Raw genomic sequence first — 15,287 nt, forward strand, 5'->3', positions numbered from 1 at the left:
TGTCTTCCAAATCATGATGAATATAATAACGCAACTGATAAACGTTATCATTACCAAGTTAAGGATTAAACCCATGAAAAAACTGCTGACTCTTTCTGCATTAGTTTGCGCGACAGTCGCACCGGCTGCAGCGATCGCCGCAGAAGAAGTAAACGTATATTCTTACCGCCAACCTTTCTTAGTTGAGCCAATGTTCAACGAATTTACTAAAGAAACTGGTATTAAAGTTAACGTTAAGTTTGCTAAACAAGGTATTGCAGAGCAGTTAGTTCGTGAAGGTGAATACAGCCCAGCTGACGTTTTGCTCACGACGGATATCAGTCGTCTGGCTGAGCTGGTTAACCGTGGCTTGGTTCAAGCAGTGAATAGCGATGTTATTGAAGCGAACGTGCCTGCGCAGTACCAAGACAAAGAAAATGAGTGGTTTGCTCTAACGCTTCGTACGCGTAACGTTTATTCATCTCGTGACCGTGTTGGCAAGCTCGGCGACGATTTCGATTATGCTGATCTAGCAAAACCAGAATACAAAGGACGTATCTGTACTCGTAGTGGTAAGCACCCTTACAACATCTCTCTTGTTTCTTCGATGATTGCTCATCAAGGTGAAGCAGCAACGAAAACATGGCTAGAAGGCGTCAAAGCGAATCTAGCGCGTAAGCCTCAAGGTAACGACCGTGGTCAGGTGAAAGCGATCAAAGAAGGTCTGTGTGACGTCTCTCTGGGTAACAGCTACTACCTAGGTAAAATGGTTAACGACGCTGAACAAAAAGCGTGGGCAGATGCGGTTTACATCAACTTCCCGAACCAAAACTCTACTGGAACACATGTTAACGTATCTGGTATGGCAATGGCTAAGTACTCGCCAAACAAAGACAATGCACTTAAGTTGATGGAGTTCCTGACTGACGATAAAGCACAGCAGCTTTATGCAGAAGTCAACTTTGAATACCCAGTGAAAGAAGGTGTTAAACGTTCTGAGCTAGTTGCCTCTTGGGGTGATTTCAAAGCGGATACGATTTCTCTAGGCGAGATTGCCGATCACCACGAAGCGGCGATCAAACTACTAGACGAAGTTAAGTTCGACCTATAATAGTTTTAAGTGAGCCATTGATAGGCTCAATAAACACAACCTCAAGTCGCTCTTTTTGTTGGGTAACTTGAGGTTGTTTGTTTATAAGGGTATAAATACCCTAAACTATTAAAGGGATATGATAGGTATTTGCAAACGCATTTATGTTTTCATAATTCCTGATTGTAAGTAGGCGATGAAAGAAAAAAATTATTTATGGAAAACCAGTAGTGGGGCACTTGCTTTGCTGCTGGTTTTGCCGATCTTAGCGATATTTATGACCGCGGTTGGCGAAACCAATGAGCTGTTTACGCATTTGATGTCGACGGTGATGCCGACTTACGCATTTAATACCGTTGTGTTAGTGACGGGCACAATGGCGTTGTCTCTCTTAATCGGTATTCCTTCGGCGTGGATTATGGCGATGTGCCGAGTCCCTGGTGAGCGAGTTTTGCAATGGGCGCTTGTTCTTCCTCTTGCAATGCCTGCTTATATCGTGGGTTATATTTTTACCGATTGGTTCGATTTTGCTGGTCCAGTTCAAGTGTTCCTGCGTAGCCTCACAGGTTGGGAACCCGGGGAATACTGGTTCCCTGATATTCGTACTTTAGGTGGTGCTATCATCGTTTTGTCTTTGGTTCTCTACCCTTACGTTTATCTGCTTTGCCGAGCAGCATTTATGGAGCAGAACATCTCTTTGCTGCAATCAGCTCGTCTACTTAAATGCTCTCCTTGGGAGAGTTTTCGCCGTATCTCTCTGCCATTAGTAAGGCCTTCAATCGCGGTGGGATTGTCATTAGTCGCAATGGAAACCATCGGCGACTTTGGGACAGTGAGTTATTTTGCGGTTAGCACCTTAACCACGGCGGTCTACGATACCTGGCTAGGCTATTCAAGCTTAACCGCAGCTGCAAAAATTTCAGCGATTATGCTGGTGGTGGTCATTTTGCTGCTCAGTGCTGAGCGCTATAGTCGCCGCAAACAAAAGTTGTTCCAAAATCAGTTCAGTAGCCGAGAAGATTTTCGCTATGAACTGACAGGGTGGAAAAAATGGCTAGCCAGCTTCTGGTGCTGGGGGTTAGTGTGCATCGCTTTTGTTTTGCCTTTAGGCCAACTGATTATTTACGCCTATAAGTATTTTGCGCAAAGCTGGACGGCTGAGTTTCGTGAGTACGCAGTCAACAGCCTTTATGTCTCGCTGATGGCGGCTTTTTTTGGGGTTATGGTCGCCTTAATCGTTAACTTCTGCCAACGAGTAAGCCCAAGTCGCAATAGTTTAGTCTTTATGCGTTTATCTTCGATGGGGTATGCCGTTCCCGGTACTGTGTTGGCAATTGGTATTATGGTGCCAGTCTTGTTTATGGATCATCTGGTCAATGATATTGCCAAAGTGATGGAGTGGGGCAGGCCGGGTCTGATTTTCTCCGGCTCAATGTTTGCACTTGTATTCGCTATGGTGGTACGTTTCTCAGCTGTCGCAATTGGTAGTATTGAAAGTAGCTTAAGTAAAGTCTCTCCCTCTCTGGATATGGCATCAAGAACCATGGGTTGCAGTGCCAATAGCATGTTGTGGCGAGTTCATTTCCCACTGGTTCGTCGCGGATCTTTAATCGCCGGTTTGTTAGTCTTTATTGAGTCAATGAAAGAGCTTAATGCGGCGCTGCTGCTGCGCCCATTCAACTTTGAAACCTTAGCGACCTACGTATATAACTTTGCCTCTGACGAGAACTTGGAACTGGCTGCCCTCCCAGCAGTGCTTTTAGTCTTAGTTGGGCTGGTGCCCTTGGTCATCGTTAACCGTTCACTGGAGCATTCCCACTAATGAGCTGTGCATTATCTATCAGAGACTTAACCTGTAAGTACGACCAACAAACGACAGTATTAGAAGCGTTGTCGTTAGAAGTTGAGCAAGGTGAAATCGTTTGTCTTTTAGGCGCGAGTGGCTGCGGAAAAACCACCTTGCTGAAAGCGATCGCCGGATTGCTCCCTTTGAGCTCTGGGACGATGAGCCTTAATTGCATGACGATCGACGATGGTGACAATTGGCTTCCGCCAGAGCAGCGTAATATTGGTATGATTTTTCAGGACTATGCGTTATTTCCACACTTAACCGTGGCTGAAAACATCGCGTTTGGTTTACGTCATTTGCCAAAAGCGGAGCAAGCGACCAAAGTCGAAGCCATGCTTACCTTAGTTCATCTCGGTGGCTATGGAGAGCGTTACCCGCACCAACTATCTGGCGGTCAACAACAACGTGTGGCGATCGCTCGCTCGTTAGCCTACAAACCAGATTTACTATTGCTTGATGAGCCGTTTTCTAACATTGATACTCAAGTCCGTCATGAACTGATTGCCCAGATCCGTAAGATTTTCAAGAGTCAGGGGGTAACGGCGATTTTTGTAACGCACAGCCGCGAAGAAGCTTTTGCTTTCGCTGATAAGATGGCTGTGATGAATCATGGCGTAATTGAGCAATATGGTACTGCCAGCGAGCTCTACTATCAGCCATCAAGTAAGTTTGTCGCAGATTTCTTAGGCGGTGGCAGTTATTTAGCTGCCAAGCGTGCATCTGAATCTGAATTTGACACTGAGCTTGGCCTCATTGAAGCGACAGCCCAGCAACAAATTGAAATCGGTGCCAACTGTGAATTGTTACTGCGCCCGCAACATGTGCAGATTAGCGCGGCACAAGAGAGCAGTGTTACTGTGCTTGAGCAGCAATTTATGGGTGACCATTGCCGTTATGTTATCGAAGCGAGTGGTAAGCGTTTGCTGGCGAGTTCTGTAGAGCCGTTAAGCATTGGTCAGCAAGTATCGGTCAAGGTTGATACCCAAGGTGTGCTCGCGTTTTAGAGTGGCTATGTGTCTTATTTTGGTTAATCATTGATAAATTAACGAAATATACCACAATCCATTGGTTAGATAACAACAAGGAAGTGAAATGAAGCTCTATGAAACTGCAATGACGCCAAGCTGTAAGCGAGTCAATATCTTTCTCAAGGAAATCGGTGGTGAGGTTGACCGAATGGCGCTCAATGTCCGTGAAGGAGATAACCTGTCGGATGTGTTTAAATCAAAAAGCGTCAATGGCAAAGTGCCGGTGTTGGAGCTAAAGGATGGCACGACGATTTGCGAGAGCGTGGCGATTTGCCGCTATTTCGATGAAGTGTTTGTCAACGACCTTGCGCTGTTTGGTGCTAACCCGCTCGAACGTGCTCAAGTGGAAATGTGGCACCGCGTGGTCGAGTTCCAAGGACTGTATACCGCATTTCAAGCGTTTCGCAACATCACCGCCATCTATCAAGACCGTGAAAACTGTGTTGCAGCCTGGGGAGATGAATCGAAATCTCGGGTGAGCGAATTTCTTCCGGTTCTGGATAAACGACTGGCAGAGAGTGACTATATTGCAGCGGATAGTTTCACCATAGTTGATATAACGGGGTATATTTTTATCGGATTTGCCGTCAACGGCTTGCAGATTGAAGTATTAGAACACTACCCAAATATTGCGCGTTGGTTTGAGAAAGTCTCTCAGCGACCAGCCTTCCAGAGCTAATTGCTACCAAGCTATCAAGGTTTAAATGGCAAAAAAACGCCCGGCGACTTAGCCGGGCAAATTGTATTCACCTATAGGGAAGTGAATTCAGAATTAAAGTTGTAAGAAAGCTTTTACTTGCTCGACAACCTGTTCTGCGGTCTCTTGATCTTTCATTTCAGCAAAGATACGCAGTAAAGGTTCGGTGCCCGAGAAGCGAGCGATTACCCAGCCACCATTGCTAAAGTAGACCTTAGCACCATCTTCATAGCTGACTTTATCGATTTCAAACTCGAAGTTAGGCAATTGCTTATCGACATAAATGCGGTTGTAGAGCAGTTCTTTTTGCGCTGGTTTAAAGGTGCAGTCCCCTTCCGCCGTATAGGCATAGCCATATTTTGCATAAATCTCATCCAGCAGTTCGGACAGCTTTTTGCCAGTGACTGAGATCATTTCCACTAATAGGCTTGAAGCAAACACACCATCTTTACCTTTGATGTGACCGCGAATCGTTAAGCCGCCTGAGCTTTCGCCACCGATTAATGAGTCGTCTGCTTCCATCTGCGAGCTGATATGTTTAAAGCCGACGGGGACTTCAAACGATTTCTCGCCGTGATCAGCTGCGATCTTATCAAGGATGTGCGTAGTGGCGATGTTACGCACCACAGATCCTTTCCAGCCTTTGTATTCGAGCATGTAGTAATAGAGTAGGATCAACACTTCATTTGGGTGAATAAAGTGGCCTTTCTCGTCGATGATCCCGAGGCGATCCGCATCGCCATCGGTACCAATACCAATATCGTAACCTTCCGCGGCCACTAGGTGTTTGAGACGATACAGGGTAGCCGCACTTGGTGACGGCATCAGACCACCAAAATCTGGGTTCTTGCCATCATTGATCACATCGACGTCACAGCGGCCGTTGATCAAAACAGTTTGCAGGGCGTTCTTAGCCACACCAAACATAGGATCGATCAGGACGCGTAGATTGGCTCTTTTAATTGCTTCGATGTCAATGAAGTTAATAATTGAGTCAACAAATTCGTTCATTGGATTGATAATTTCGATCAGTTTATCTTCGACCGCTTGGTCAAAATCAACCGACTTGACTTGCTCCGCAGTTAACTGGCTGATCTGAGTTTCAATTTTTTCAGTGATGATCTCATCAGCATCGCGACCACCTTGGATAAAGACTTTGATCCCGTTGTAGTCCGCAGGGTTATGCGATGCGGTGATACAAGCCGAGTATGCGCAGCCCATCTCTTTGGCTTTAAACATCACAATTGGTGTAGGGACAAATTTGTCAATAAAACTTACCGTAATGCCGTTTGCCGCCAGTACTTCAGTAAACCAACGGCCAGCTTTGTCTGATAGAAAACGTCGGTCATAACCAATGACAAAACCTTTGTCGGCAACTTGTTCTTTGTTGATGATGTTAGCAAGGGCCTGAGCCACTAAGCGTACGTTATCTTTAGTAAACTCTTCGCCAATAAATGCACGCCAGCCACCCGTTCCAAATTTAATCATAACGATAATCCTTTAGTGATTAGAGCCTCTTACCAGAGGCTCTTTGCTCGCGTTTAACCCAGAACAACCACGACGTCGTTGATGCTGCCTTCGGCTTGAACTGGCACAGATGCACCACTTATCGCTTGGCCGTTAACCGTTATCGATTTAACGCCTTTGCTGACTGAGCTTGGGTTTTCTACCTTGATGTTGTACGTTGCGCCTAGCCATTGGCGAGTTACTTCAAAACCAGGCCAGTTAGTTGGGATACATGGGTCGATAGTGAGCCCATCGAAGCCGGTACGCACACCAAGAATAAAGTTAGTCACCGCGAAGTATGCCCAGCCAGATGTACCCGTTAACCATGGGTGGTTGGCACGGCCATGGTCTTGGTGATCACGACCCATGATGAACTGCACGTATGAATACGGTTCAGCAATACGTTTTTCGATGATGTCGTTTTGGTTGTATGGGTTGAGTGCATCGTAGAACTTCATTGCACGGTCACCACGGCCCAGTTTTGCTTCTGCTACCCAAGCCCATGGGTTTGGATGTGAGAAGATAGCGCCGTTTTCTTTTACGCCTTGGTAAACGCGAGTGACGAAGCCAATGTCATCGTTTGGTGTTGCGAATGACGGAGAGTTGAGGTGTAACCCGTACTCGGAGAATAGGTTCTCATCGACAGCATCCATCGCTTTCTCACCGCGTTCTTGCGATACCGCGCCAGACAGAACCGCGAGTGTGTTTGACTCAAGGTGGACACGACCTTCTTTTTGCTGCGCGGTACCGATCTTGTCGCCATTTTTGGTCAGGCCACGGATGTACCAGCCGCCTTCATCGTCCCAAAGGTGTGTTTCACACGCTTCACGGACGTTGGCTGCCATCTCGGTGTATTTCTCAACATCAGAGTGCTTGCCTAGATATTTTGCCAAGTTGATAAACTCTTGCAGTGCCCAGAAGTGGAGGAAAGAGACCATTGAAGACTCGCCGCCACCTAAGTTTAGACAGTCGTTCCAGTCTGCGCGTAGACCTTTACAGATACCGGTTTGACCAACGTATTCAGCCGAGAAGTCGAGCGCCGCTTTCATGTGGTCATAAACGCTAGCATTACCGCCATCAGCATAAGGGATCACTTCGTCGAAGAAGCTGTGTTCTCCAGTTTCCATCACATACTTACAGATGGTTGGGACTAGCCATAGATGGTCATCTGAACAGGTGTCTTCAATGCCGTGGATCTTATCTTCGTCTGAAGGTGTTGGTACCACTGTTGGTGATTTTGATGGTTTAACGTCGGCTTTTTCTGGATCGAACCAATCTGGATCGAATAGATGCAGACCGTAACCAGCTTTCACCTGACCACGTAGTAGATCAACGATACGCTTACGCGTCATTGCCGGGTTGGCATGAGGAACAGAAATCGCATCTTGAGCGGTATCGCGGTATCCGAGGCCAGTACGACCACCGACCTCAATGAACGAAGCAAAACGAGACCAAACTACACACGTTTCTGCTTGGTATAGAGTCCAAGCATTGATCATGGTGTCGAGACCTTCGTTTGGTGATTTAACTTGGAACTTGCCACAGCGCTCATCCCAGTGAGCTTTGATGCCAGCAAATGCATTGTCGACTTCAGCAAGATCTTGGTATTTGGCACGTAGACGTTCACCATTGCCTTTACCAATACCGAGAATGTAGGCAAAGCGAACTTCTTCACCCGGTTGAATGGTAAATTGCTTGTGCAGAGAGCCACAGTGGTTGTAACAAGTTTGCGCTGTGTTTGAGCACTTACCTTGCTCTACCGCAATTGGATTGGCTTCGTCACGGTATAGGCCCAGGAAACTGTCACGTTGACCATCGTATGAATCTGGATCAAATGTAGATGCTAGGTAGTAGAAGCCTTCGAAATCATTGGTGTTGTAGTACAGGTCGTACTCAATTACGCCATCTTTGTATGCGGTACCCGCAGAGTAGAGGGACATCTGATGGTTTTGATTATCAGACTGAATGTGGCTGAATGAAAACTCAACAAACGAGAATGCACTGATAGTACGTGGCTTGTCAGAGGTGTTCTTTATCACAACGTCCCAAATCTCTGCGTCTTCGCCTTTTGGTACGAATAGCGTTTTAGTCGCTTCGATGCCGTTGTAATCACATTTGAATTTTGAGTATGACAAGCCGTGACGAACTTCATAGCTTGCTTCATCTAAGCTTTTGGCGACTGGCTGCCATGAAATTGACCAGTAATCTCCAGTTTGGTCATCACGTAAATAAACGTAATGTCCTGGGCGATCGAATGTCGCGTTGGGACGGAATTTAGTAACACGGTTATATTCAGGAGAGTTGTAGAATGAGTAGCCCCCTGCATTGTGCGAGATGACAGTACAGAACTTCTCGGTACCTAGATAGTTCGTCCATGGCGCAGGTACGTCTGGTCGAGTGATGACGTATTCACGATTGTCGTTATCGAAATAGCCGTATTTCATGTTGATTTCCTTTTTACCAAGCTGCCACTTTAGCAGCCAAAAAATTTAAGCTAGTGAAAACCGCGAATGTTCACCATTCGCTCCAGTATTATTTCCACGGTTGACGGTAGTTGATGCCTTGTTTATCGAGCAAAGCTAGGTGTCCCTTCAAACGTGTTAAATAGTCTTGCCAATTACGTTCAGATTTCTCCGTCCAGCACGCTTCTGCCATCGCAGTGAGCCTTGGGAATATCATGTAGTCCATGCGATTCTGGTTGGTGACGATCTCGCTCCACAATGCGCACTGAATACCCAAAATGCGTTTTCTGATTGGGTCATTGTCAGGCACTTGAGCTAAGGGCTCGTAGCAGTAAGCATTTTCGAGCGGGATAACCGCAGCCCAGTCGACTCCAGGTTCTTCAGGACTGTAGTCTTGGGTCATGTCCAAGTAGGTCGATTGACCGGGTTGTAGGATCACATCGAAGCCTTGTTTGGCGCAGTTGAGCGCTGCTTCTTCGCTCAGCCAAGAGTAAATAACGGTATCTTTACTCACTTTGTTGCCATGCTGTGCTTCTTCCCAGCCAACCATGCGCTTGCCGAGTGAGCGCAGTTTCTTCTCCGCATAACGCAGAAGATGGCCTTGTAACTCTTTTGGACTTTGGTAGTTGTTTTCTTCCATCAAGGTCTGGCATGCAGGGCTTGCGAGCCAGACCCCACTTGGAACTTCATCCGCGCCGATGTGCACCCAAGGAGAAGGAAACAGCTCTGCCACTTCAGTCAGTACTTGGTCGAGAAACTGGTAAGTTCCTTCTAACGCGGGAGAAAGTACGTTGTCGCTGTAGTGTTGAATGCTGCGATACTGAGAGCGATCGCTCGGGTCTTGCAATAAATCGGGCAACGATTTGATCGCGGCTCTGCAGTGCCCTGGAATATCAATTTCGGGAATGACGTTGATGCCACGTTGCTCGGCATAAGCAATCACTTCTTTCACTTCTTGCTGGGTGTAGTAGCCACCATAAACATCGGCTAAATGACTGAATTGTGGTTCCAGCTGTGTCCCTTTACCACGATAGGCGCCCACCTTTGTGAGTTGTGGCAACGCTTTGATTTCCAAGCGCCAGCCTTCGTCATCGGTTAGGTGCCAATGGAAAGTGTTGAACTTGTAATGTGCGAGCTGATTGATTAAGCGTTTAACCATATCAACAGAATGAAAGTGGCGCGCGCAATCGAGCATCATACCGCGATACTTAAAGCGCGGAGTGTCGGTAATTCTGACATACGGCACAGTTAAATTTTGCTTTTCATCGCGTTGAATTATTTGCAGTAGTGTCGCACTAGCATGCACAAAACCAGAATGCGAACCCGCTTCGAGTCGGATACCCGAGCCCGACACAGAAAGCAGATATTGTGCTTCGTCGAGCGTTGGATTATTGCGGAAAACAATATCGCTATGGCCGATGCTTTGCGCTGTAAAATCAAACAGGGTTTCAAGTTCTAATTGCAACCAGTTTGCAGCGTGCTGAGCAATATTGCTCTGCAGTGTAATTTGGCTAGATTGCGTGAGTCGAAACTCACCATCGAAGCACTCAATTTTATTTGCCTTAGGAATGACAGCGAGTGTCGCCTGATTGACCGATGGAATTTGAGTGCGTTCGCGATAAGGTGAAGCGAGGGCTATCGGCGTCAACACGACAGAATGTGTGGTCTCACCATTATTGGCAACGATCAGCGCGTCTTTTAAACCATCGGTATAAAAACGCAGTGGCGCAGTATTGATACTAAATTCGCAGTAGTAGTGTTGGTTCGCCTCCAAGACATGGGTGTCAGGTTTGACAACACAGAAGCTGCCGACTTGCTCAATCTCCCCATGGGTAAAACTGTCAGCTAAGATGAAACGATCAAGAATAAATTGCAGTTGCCAGTTGTTAACTGCTTGGTCGGTGAGGTTGTGTAAGGTCAGACCGAAGCGGCAAAATTGTTTTTGCTCAGAGAGTACGGCAAGTTCGACACGAAAGCTCATCATCTCATCCTTGATATAGGTTATGTTGAGGTTGGCCAGCAAACATGATGGCGCCTTCGATAGCGTCAAATTGTGGTTCAACTATCCAAGACTGAACGGGGGGAGAAAGCCAAGCTTTAATACGCTGAGCAATGCTACCCATTAAGCAGATACGACGTGCGCCTTTGTTATGTAGCGCGACAAGAAACATTTCAACATCTGCCGCCGTCTGTTTGAGCATTTCAATCGCTAACTGATCGCCTTGCTCTGCGTGGTGGAAAATTGCGGGTGAAAACTGGCCATAATCTCTCGGTAAGGCTGATTTCGACCATTCAACAATCTGGTCAACATCGTGGTTAAAATGCGCCAACACTTCAGCAGCAAGTGGTGTTTGTTCGCCAATGCCATCGACGGTCAGTAGCACTTTTTGAATCAAACGCAGCCCCATCACAGCGCCGCCCCCTTGATCTGAAATTGGAAACTCACGCCCGCCAACGACATACTGCTGCCCATGGCTTAGGTAGAGACCACATGAGCCTGTACCGGCTATCATGATTGCCCCTTCATCGCCATTATGTGCGCCGAGACAAGCACCGTAGGCATCGGTGTTGAGAACTATTGAGGCAAATGGATGTGGTAAGGCCATAAAGCGTTGCCATGCCGACTTTTGCTCCGCCCCTGCCAGTGCCAAGCCTAAATGCATACAAGAGAAATCATCACAGGATAACCCCCCTTGTTCGGCGGCTGAGCAGATCGCCTGCGTAATCGATGCCATAGCAACATCAACGCCGAGTAAGATATTGGCACTGCCACTTTTTGCTTCACCAATCAGGTCGCCTTGCTCGTTTCGGATCCGTACGCGACATGATGTGCCGCCGCCGTCAACACCCACGTAGAGTTTACTCATCAGCCGCTTCCTCCACGTTGAAGTAGACGGACTGACTTAAAATTGCTAGCAAATACCACGCGCCATGAGGAATCCACTGTTCACCCCAACGCCAGTTCTGCAACATATCGTCTTTGTATTGCTCTGGGTTGAAAGCAATGTCTTGTTCATCGTCAAAGCCAGCTGTAATGCCATTACAAATACCGCCTTTAGCATTGAAAAAGCCAAGTTGAGGTAAGTAATCTGGATTGTTAACGCCATGACCATCCAACATACACATGTGGTATGGGTTAAGGCCCACAATCCAGTTAAGGCTATTTTGCGCGAAAGTGAGCAATTGCTGTTTGAGCTTAGAATCTTGAATGTGAGGTAGGGCGATGAAAGCCATACTACTCAGGGAAGCTAAGCGAGCATTCTCGCCTTGCCACCAATAACCAGATTCGTTGTTTTGTGCGACGAAAAACGCGTCTCTCTTCTCACCATCAACGGATTTGACATATTGGCGTGGGTAACCAAATGGATTGGCTACTTTTTGGGTGATGGTGAGTTCAAATTGCACTGCTTGGTTAATGGTTTCACGTAAGCGCTGTTGCGCTGGCTGTTCTGGCTCGACAGCTAAATACTCACACAAAGCGATGACGGGTAACCCTGCTTCTGCCGCGTGAAAATATGGGCGGCTTCCGTCTTGGTTAGCAGCCCAATAGTGGTTGAATTGTTCGTCGCTGAGCTGGCGAGACATTAGGCGCTGCGCCCAAATACGACACTCGTTTAGATACTCGTCATTGTTCGTGGTGCGCAATAGCTCGGTCGCAGCGAGCAACGCACAGTACTCATCAATGATGTTTTCGACACCGTCGTTGATGTATTGGTGGTTAAACTCTTTGAGGTGCCAGTAGCCTTTTTCGGCCGACGTTAGATAGTCTTGACTACTGAATTGACCACTTTCTGGCAATCGTGCGGCGCTGGCTAGGGCCGCAATAGCCACACCGCCACCTTGGCGTAAGCCTGCTTGGTAATCTTCAGATTTATGTCCTTGCTGCGTGGCGTAGGCGCAAATTTCACGTTGAGTGATATCTTTTGACCATTTATCAAACACTGTCATGTAGAAGTAACCAGCGTCATTTTGCATCCGCATCAGGAAATCTGCGCCAAACAGAGCCTCTTCCGCCAAACGTGTTTTGGAAAACGATGCTAGGTTATCTGCTTTTTCAATCAGCTCTAACCCTTTGAGCATGTTCCACACCACCATAGGTGTTTGTTGCGGGTTGAGATAGTTCGCATAGGAGAGATGGCTCAGGTATTTGCTCACATCTCCGGATGCGTCATACCAGCCGCCGTGTACGTCGACTGTATGCTCGCTGCCAAGCAGGGCAACATTGTGGTCTTGTTTGTCAAAGCGTCCGCCACAGCGCTGTGATTTGAAGTAGTGCAATACGTCGGAAAAGGTTCGGTCAAGCAATACTCCTGCATCAATCGTGAACACTTCTGAACGGAGGTTCTCCACTTTTAAATAGAAACGTCCGTGTTGTTGAAAATCCGAGAATTCAATCCGAAAAAAACTCCCTTGGTGCCAATGCGCGACTTTGGTGCCTTTTTCAATTGAAAAAGACGCCACAGTTTGATGACTGTCAGCACAAACTAACAAGGCAGTGGTAGATGAAAGTCGCGTCTTGCGAGTCATCAAAACAGCCTGCTTTGGCCCAAGGGCTTCATAACCAATATGGTTAGTAAGTAGCAGCATTAAACTCTCCGGAAAAATCTAGCTTTGTAATTAGTGAGCCAAGAGTCTTCTTGGCTCATTTAGTTTTAGTTTTCGTATAGGTAACAGCGAACAAAGTGGTTATCAGATAGCTGAGTCACTTCAGGTAATTGCTCGCGACATTTGTCACTCGCGTGTTGGCAGCGACCCGCAAATGGGCAACCAACAGAGACAGGAGTCCAAAGTGGAATTTCCCCTTTATTACCTTTGAGTTTTTCATGGATCGATTTACTAGGATCCGGAACCGCTGAAACCAAAAGCTGAGTGTATGGGTGCTGAGGGTTGTGAATGATTTCCTCAGTGTCGCCCCATTCCACCATATGGCCGACGTACATGACGGCGAGATCTTCAGCGATGTAACGTGCCGTCGCGATATCGTGGGTGATATAAAGCAGAGACATTTGTTTCTCGAACTTCATTTCTTCCATCAGATTCAACACACCAGCACGAATCGAAACATCAAGCATGGATGTTGGCTCATCGGCGAGTACTACCTCAGCGCCCACAGCGATATTACGCGCAAGGTTAACCCTTTGGCGCTGGCCACCTGATAGCTGGTGAGGGAACTTCTGGGCGGTCTCTTTTGGTGGGATGAGGCCGACTTGCTCCAGCAGGTCATACACACGCTCTTCTAACTCTTTTTTGTTGCCTGGCTTGATCTTTTTGTGGATCAGCAACGGGCGAGCGATATGGTGGAAGATGTTATGGGTTGGGTTAAGAGAACCAAACGGGTCTTGCCATACCATCTGAACGCCTTCACGGTAGGCCATCAAATCGGAGCGTGAGTCAATTGTTTGAATATCACGACCCTTGTATTCGATGGTGCCATGCGTTGGGGCATACATTTTTGCGATCATTTTTGCTGTTGTTGATTTACCTGAACCAGACTCACCAACCACAGATAAACCGCGGCTTTTGTACATTTTGAATGACACGTCGTTAATTGCACGCATCATTGGCTGCTGTAAAGAGTTGCTATTGATCGGGAAGTCTTTGACTAAGTTTTTCCCTTCAATCAGTAGCTCGCCAAATTCTTTGCTCATAATTGTCTCCAGTAATCTTTGTTGTTCTTTCTCAATGGCTCGCTAGAGTTTATTTTGAGTAATCGGCTCACCATATAGGTGACAGTTTGAGAAACGATTTGGCTCGATTTGTCTTAGTTGAGTTGGAACGCGAGTGCATGCCTCATGTACGCGGTCGCATCGCGCTTGGAAACGGCACCCTTGTGGAATCTCAAGCAGGTTTAGCGGGTTGCCTGGTATGCCAGTCAACTTAGTTTTCGGCCCAGTTAATGGAGGGAAAGAACTACCTAACCCTTTGGTATAAGGATGGTAAGGGCTTTCTAGAATTTGTTTAGACGGTGCAACTTCAATCAATTCACCGGAATACATGATGCCGATACGATCAGAGAACTCGACCATCAACGAAATATCATGGGTGATAAAGAGTATTGAAAAGCCGAATTCTTCTTTCAATGCGTAGATCTTTTGCAGGATCTCACGTTGAACCACGACATCAAGAGCGGTTGTTGGCTCATCCATGATGATCATTTTCGGATTGAGTGCCAAAGCGATCGCGATGACGAGACGCTGACGCATACCACCAGAGAACTGGTGAGGGTAATCCGTTAAACGACTCGGGTGGATATCAACAATTTCCAACAGACCTTCAGCACGTTTGCGCGCTTGCTCTCGCGTCATGCTGGTATGACGCATAATGACATCGCAGAATTGATCTTCCATGGTCAGTACTGGGTTAAGCGCATTCATCGCACTTTGGAAAACCATCGACATTTCGCTCCAACGGAACGACTGCATGCGATGGTCGCTGTACTGGAGAATATCTTCGCCATTAAAGATAACCTCACCGCCAGTGATAAACGCAGGCGGCTTGTGCAGACGCATCAATGAGAAAGCGACGGTAGACTTACCACAGCCAGACTCACCAGCCAGACCAAAAACTTCACCAGGTGCGATATCGAAGCTGACATTGTTACAGGCACGAACATCGCCAGCATCGGTAATATAGTCAACGCAAAGGTTGCGGATAGAAATAAGTGGATTAGTCATGA

At 47.0% G+C, this 15,287-nt stretch carries 11 protein-coding genes; 4 read left to right on the plus strand and 7 right to left on the minus strand.

Features of this window, described 5'->3' with window-relative positions; all coding sequences use genetic code 11:
- The first annotated feature begins 73 nt into the window (after window positions 1–73).
- From TW81_RS07675 to TW81_RS07690, 4 genes are all read left to right on the plus strand, one after another.
- Window positions 74–1,090 (plus strand): Fe(3+) ABC transporter substrate-binding protein, encoded by a 1,017-nt coding sequence (locus tag TW81_RS07675; RefSeq protein WP_045955124.1) that lies wholly within the window; start codon window positions 74–76, stop codon window positions 1,088–1,090.
- Between the two features lie 175 nt (window positions 1,091–1,265).
- Entirely contained in the window at window positions 1,266–2,891 is a 1,626-nt protein-coding gene (locus tag TW81_RS07680; protein ID WP_045955125.1) for an ABC transporter permease, read from the plus strand.
- Window positions 2,891–3,922 (plus strand): ABC transporter ATP-binding protein, encoded by a 1,032-nt coding sequence (locus tag TW81_RS07685; protein WP_045955126.1) that lies wholly within the window; start codon window positions 2,891–2,893, stop codon window positions 3,920–3,922. The genes TW81_RS07680 and TW81_RS07685 overlap by 1 nt, the downstream gene beginning before the upstream one ends.
- 88 nt (window positions 3,923–4,010) lie before the next feature.
- Entirely contained in the window at window positions 4,011–4,625 is a 615-nt protein-coding gene (locus TW81_RS07690; protein WP_045955127.1) for a glutathione S-transferase, read from the plus strand.
- Window positions 4,626–4,718: 93 nt separating this feature from the next.
- On the opposite strand, the gene TW81_RS07695 is transcribed toward TW81_RS07690, so the two are convergent.
- The 7 genes from TW81_RS07695 to TW81_RS07725 form a co-directional block, all read right to left on the minus strand.
- A complete protein-coding gene (locus TW81_RS07695; RefSeq protein ID WP_045955128.1) occupies window positions 4,719–6,131 on the minus strand; it encodes a phosphoglucomutase/phosphomannomutase family protein in 1,413 nt (470 codons plus the stop codon).
- A 53-nt stretch (window positions 6,132–6,184) separates the two neighbouring features.
- Window positions 6,185–8,593: a glycoside hydrolase family 94 protein gene (locus TW81_RS07700; protein ID WP_045955129.1), complete on the minus strand. Its 2,409-nt coding sequence runs from the start codon at window positions 8,591–8,593 to the stop codon at window positions 6,185–6,187.
- 88 nt (window positions 8,594–8,681) lie between these two features.
- Window positions 8,682–10,592, minus strand: a complete 1,911-nt coding sequence (locus TW81_RS07705) for a beta-N-acetylhexosaminidase (RefSeq protein WP_045955130.1) — start codon at window positions 10,590–10,592, stop codon at window positions 8,682–8,684.
- 4 nt (window positions 10,593–10,596) lie between these two features.
- Window positions 10,597–11,478 carry a glucosamine kinase nucleotide-binding domain-containing protein gene (locus TW81_RS07710; RefSeq protein WP_045955131.1) on the minus strand — a complete coding sequence of 294 codons (882 nt, stop codon included), beginning with the start codon at window positions 11,476–11,478 and terminating at the stop codon, window positions 10,597–10,599.
- Window positions 11,471–13,198: a glycoside hydrolase family 9 protein gene (locus tag TW81_RS07715; RefSeq protein ID WP_045955132.1), complete on the minus strand. Its 1,728-nt coding sequence runs from the start codon at window positions 13,196–13,198 to the stop codon at window positions 11,471–11,473. Before TW81_RS07715 ends, TW81_RS07710 begins: the two co-directional genes overlap by 8 nt.
- A 65-nt stretch (window positions 13,199–13,263) precedes the next feature.
- Window positions 13,264–14,259 (minus strand): ABC transporter ATP-binding protein, encoded by a 996-nt coding sequence (locus TW81_RS07720; RefSeq protein ID WP_045955133.1) that lies wholly within the window; start codon window positions 14,257–14,259, stop codon window positions 13,264–13,266.
- 42 nt (window positions 14,260–14,301) lie between these two features.
- Window positions 14,302–15,285, minus strand: coding sequence for an ABC transporter ATP-binding protein (locus TW81_RS07725; protein ID WP_045955134.1), 984 nt, complete (start codon window positions 15,283–15,285; stop codon window positions 14,302–14,304).
- Window positions 15,286–15,287: the final 2 nt, after the last annotated feature.

Source organism: Vibrio galatheae (genome assembly GCF_000967545.1).
Lineage (GTDB): Bacteria > Pseudomonadota > Gammaproteobacteria > Enterobacterales > Vibrionaceae > Vibrio > Vibrio galatheae.

What these genes read in the sequence shown, in the direction of transcription:
- TW81_RS07675 (WP_045955124.1), top strand. Translation starts at nt 74, where the DNA reads ATGAAAAAACTGCTGACTCTTTCTGCATTAGTTTGCGCGACAGTCGCA.
- TW81_RS07680 (WP_045955125.1), top strand. Translation starts at nt 1,266, where the DNA reads ATGAAAGAAAAAAATTATTTATGGAAAACCAGTAGTGGGGCACTTGCT.
- TW81_RS07685 (WP_045955126.1), top strand. Translation starts at nt 2,891, where the DNA reads ATGAGCTGTGCATTATCTATCAGAGACTTAACCTGTAAGTACGACCAA.
- TW81_RS07690 (WP_045955127.1), top strand. Translation starts at nt 4,011, where the DNA reads ATGAAGCTCTATGAAACTGCAATGACGCCAAGCTGTAAGCGAGTCAAT.
- TW81_RS07695 (WP_045955128.1), bottom strand. Translation starts at nt 6,131, where the DNA reads ATGATTAAATTTGGAACGGGTGGCTGGCGTGCATTTATTGGCGAAGAG.
- TW81_RS07700 (WP_045955129.1), bottom strand. Translation starts at nt 8,593, where the DNA reads ATGAAATACGGCTATTTCGATAACGACAATCGTGAATACGTCATCACT.
- TW81_RS07705 (WP_045955130.1), bottom strand. Translation starts at nt 10,592, where the DNA reads ATGAGCTTTCGTGTCGAACTTGCCGTACTCTCTGAGCAAAAACAATTT.
- TW81_RS07710 (WP_045955131.1), bottom strand. Translation starts at nt 11,478, where the DNA reads ATGAGTAAACTCTACGTGGGTGTTGACGGCGGCGGCACATCATGTCGC.
- TW81_RS07715 (WP_045955132.1), bottom strand. Translation starts at nt 13,198, where the DNA reads ATGCTGCTACTTACTAACCATATTGGTTATGAAGCCCTTGGGCCAAAG.
- TW81_RS07720 (WP_045955133.1), bottom strand. Translation starts at nt 14,259, where the DNA reads ATGAGCAAAGAATTTGGCGAGCTACTGATTGAAGGGAAAAACTTAGTC.
- TW81_RS07725 (WP_045955134.1), bottom strand. Translation starts at nt 15,285, where the DNA reads ATGACTAATCCACTTATTTCTATCCGCAACCTTTGCGTTGACTATATT.